At 46.7% G+C, this 3,383-nt stretch carries 4 protein-coding genes; all 4 read left to right on the forward strand.

Annotation, left to right across the window (positions count from 1 at the left end; genetic code table 11):
* On the forward strand, positions 1–966 hold a 966-nt coding region (locus tag WEIDD23_RS08065), incomplete at its 5' end, for a hypothetical protein (protein ID WP_197458850.1).
* Complete coding sequence (locus WEIDD23_RS08070; RefSeq protein WP_062358899.1) at positions 963–1,958, forward strand: hypothetical protein; 996 nt, start codon at positions 963–965, stop codon at positions 1,956–1,958. The genes WEIDD23_RS08065 and WEIDD23_RS08070, both read left to right, overlap by 4 nt.
* Before the next feature lie 102 nt (positions 1,959–2,060).
* The gene (locus WEIDD23_RS08075) at positions 2,061–2,825 is read left to right on the forward strand and encodes a glucose 1-dehydrogenase (protein WP_010370204.1); all 765 of its coding nucleotides are present in this window, start codon (positions 2,061–2,063) and stop codon (positions 2,823–2,825) included.
* A gap of 161 nt (positions 2,826–2,986) precedes the next feature.
* Positions 2,987–3,383, forward strand: a 397-nt coding sequence (locus WEIDD23_RS08080; RefSeq protein WP_156469609.1) for an SDR family NAD(P)-dependent oxidoreductase, incomplete at its 3' end; no start/stop codon positions are given.

The following is a 3,383-nucleotide window of genomic DNA, read 5'->3' on the forward strand; positions in this document are numbered from 1 at the left end:
GTGGCCGGCTTATTGTTGAATGATGGCACGGACGAGTTAATGGTGTCGCGTGATGAGTTACAACGCCAATTCCCACGCCACGAGTTGGTCCGTTTACGTGCGCCATGGTATGAACGACAGCTGGCAACGGACTTTCCTAAGCGATTGCCAGTGCCGGGTGGAAATGAAGCTTGGCAAACCCGCCAGAAAGAGACGAATCAAATTAGTAATGCGTTGGAAGAATTGCGTGCCAAGACTGAGAAAAAAGCTCGTCGCGCGGCTAAGGGTTCTAGTCTCCATCAATTAACGGTCGGATTGCTAGTTGTGGCGTTAATCGTGCTAATGCGTTTGGGTCGTCATGCCTTATTGCCGATGGGCGTGCTATTATTTCTGGCGTTGGCGAGTGCGGTATATGGCTATCGCCACCCCCGCGGTCGCACACTAGGGCGTTGGCTAGTCTATGAGAAACGGGGCGGCTTGGCGAAGATGTTGCAGTTGGAGGATGAACTGTATCGTTTGTCAGCCAAAGTAACAACAACTAAACCAGTGCCTGATCAGTCTGAAACAAGGAAGTCTGAGACGGAGCCTGAGCAAATCACGCCTGTACCAGATCAACACCCAGAAACGGTTTCAGACGAGGAAATGACCGGATTCTTTACGGCATACTTAGCAGCCCGTCGTGAGCGGAAGGATGTCTCACAACATTACGATGACTTCCTGACGGTTGCTAGGTACTATCGCTTTAGCATACCGAAACAAGTAGATGGGAAATTAGCCATCTATTATTATGCTGATCAAGATTATTTGCCGTTGTACATTGCACCAACGGAAGCAATGGCCCCCTTTGGTACACGTCAGGTAACGGGCCAGCAAGCTTTGGCGTTAGTTGCGCAACTGGATGTCGTTGGTGTGCAAATACGAGCTAATAATCAGCGTATCATGCTGCCAAACGATATCTTACAAAAACGTTGGGGTGAAGAAGCATGACAAACTATTATGTAAATTTGCCAGTAGATAATTCTCGTTTAACAAAGCGCCTACGAGGCTTACGTCATGATACGGATGCGGCGTCGAGGTCGCGACGGTTGCAACAGATGGTGATTGATTTCAATCGGGCATTGTTACTGTGGCCGGTTATTACGGACGCGAATCACCAAATTGGTGTGTCTACAACTGGTCAGCCAATTATTGCTGATGATGGCTCGCTTCCGTTTTCAGGTCGGACAGACGAAACGGGGGCTTTCTTCCCAACGGTTTTCTTGTCTAGTGAGGTAGGTCTCGCTAATTGGCCGGATAATTTAGTGAGTCGGATTGACATGATTCAAGAATTTCAACGCAGTGACATGATGTTAGGTGGCTTTGATTTTTACTTAGCCGACGGCGTTGTTGTGACTGTGGCAGAGTACGAATTAGCAACGCTTAAACTAGTACCAACAGATAATACAAATACGACGGTGCCGGAAGATGAACCACAGTTTAGCCCAGATGCGATGCCAGTACCAGCTGACGATTTAGGTCGGTTGCACGTGCTACAACAGCTGTATGATTTAGAAATTGAAAAGCAAACGCTACAAGCTGAAGCGCGGCAGGGTGCGTATAAGCATGCGCAAAGCCCGTTGTTAGGCACCTTGGGTATTATTGCGATGTTATTGAGTTTGATGTTTGCTTTGGCCTACCAGGAAGTGTGGTTTTATGTTGCCGCAGGGGTGGCTGGTGTGATGGCTTATGCGTCATTTCATGTTTCGGAGCGGTCGTTGAACAAAAGATATGAAAAACAAATTGCTAGTTGGCCGTATGCCGATAAGTTAGAAAGTATCGAGACGACGCAAACAAACTTGGGAAATTATAATCCAATTATGATTAATTTCTTGCCTAAATACCTACGTAGTCGCCAAGCCGTTGATATGTTGGCGTTATATCTTGAACGTGGTCAGGCCCAAGATTTACCCGAAGCCATCCAACTATATGAACAAAATTAGCCAAACCTGTAAACGTTTTCAAATCCAAGTGTTCAAAACAAAAATCTTCATAATTGCCCGGTAATCTCTGAAGTATCAAAAGAAATTAGCGAGGTAAGTACTATGGTAGATCGTTTGACGGGGAAGGTTGCAATTGTGACTGGTGGAACCACTGGTTTGGGAAAGGCAATTGCCCAACGTTTTATTGAAGAGGGTGCTAAGGTTGTGATTACGGGACGTCGTGCCAATGTTGGTGAGGCGGCAGCCAAGGAACTCGGCGGGGAAGATGTGATTCGTTTCCAACAACACGATTCATCTGACGAGCAAGGTTGGCAGGACTTAATTGCTTACACAGAAGAGGCATTTGGTCCGTTGAATGTGTTGGTTAATAATGCTGGTATCGGAGCAACTAATGACATTGAGCACGATACCTTTGACGCTTATCGTAAGTTGATGAGCATTAATGCTGATGGAATGTACCTCGGTACGCAATATGGCTTCCGTGCAATGAAGGAACATGGTGGTGGGTCAATCATTAACATGTCATCAATCCTTGGTTTGGTTGGTGATACGATGACGGCCTCATACAACGCTTCGAAGGGGGCAGTTCGCATGTTCTCAAAGTCAGCTGCAGTCTACGCAGCGCAAAACGATTTGAACATTCGTGTGAACACGGTGCACCCGGGCTACATTGCGACGCCAATGACGGACGGTTCTGGTGAAGGTGACTCAGTCGCACCTTACGTGACGCAACGTTTGAAGACACCAATGGGACGTATGGGTGAACCAGATGATATCGCTTGGATCTGTGTCTACTTGGCTTCTGAAGAATCAAAGTTTGCAACTGGTGCCGAATTCGTGATCGATGGTGGCTACACAGCACAATAGATAAGCAAAGCTCTGACAGTGATGTTAGAGCTTTTTTGCGGTCGTTTCATTTTGTGAAAACCATAACGTTTACAAAGTGGAAGTAAAGTTGTATCATTATTTGTGTAGTAATGAGCATGAGATAATTTATTTAGGAATTTGTTATTTGAGAGGTAACTAACATGAGTGATGTAGCATTTATTACTGGCGCAGGACAAGGTATCGGTGAAGCAATCGCTAAGCGTTTAGCAGATGACGGCTTCAAGGTCGCAGTTGTTGGTCGCACGTTGTCAAAGGTTGAACGCGTTGCAAACGAAATTAACGCAGTTCACCCTGACGCAGCGTTGGCCGTTGCAGCTGATGTTGCGAAGCGTGATGAAGTATTTGCCGGTGTTGAAAAGACTGTTGCACATTTTGGGGATTTGACAGTCATGATCAACAACGCGGGTGTTGCACCTACGACACCAATCATGGAAGTTGACGAAGAGACAATGCGCTGGACGTTTGATACAAATATCAACGGTACAGTGTGGGGAACGCAAGCGGCGGTCGAAGCCTTTAAGAAGGCTGGCCACGGGG

Origin of the sequence: Weissella sp. DD23 (assembly GCF_001579105.1) — a bacterium.
Lineage (GTDB): Bacteria > Bacillota > Bacilli > Lactobacillales > Lactobacillaceae > Weissella > Weissella cibaria.

What these genes read in the sequence shown, in the direction of transcription:
- WEIDD23_RS08070 (WP_062358899.1), top strand. Translation starts at nt 963, where the DNA reads ATGACAAACTATTATGTAAATTTGCCAGTAGATAATTCTCGTTTAACA.
- WEIDD23_RS08075 (WP_010370204.1), top strand. Translation starts at nt 2,061, where the DNA reads ATGGTAGATCGTTTGACGGGGAAGGTTGCAATTGTGACTGGTGGAACC.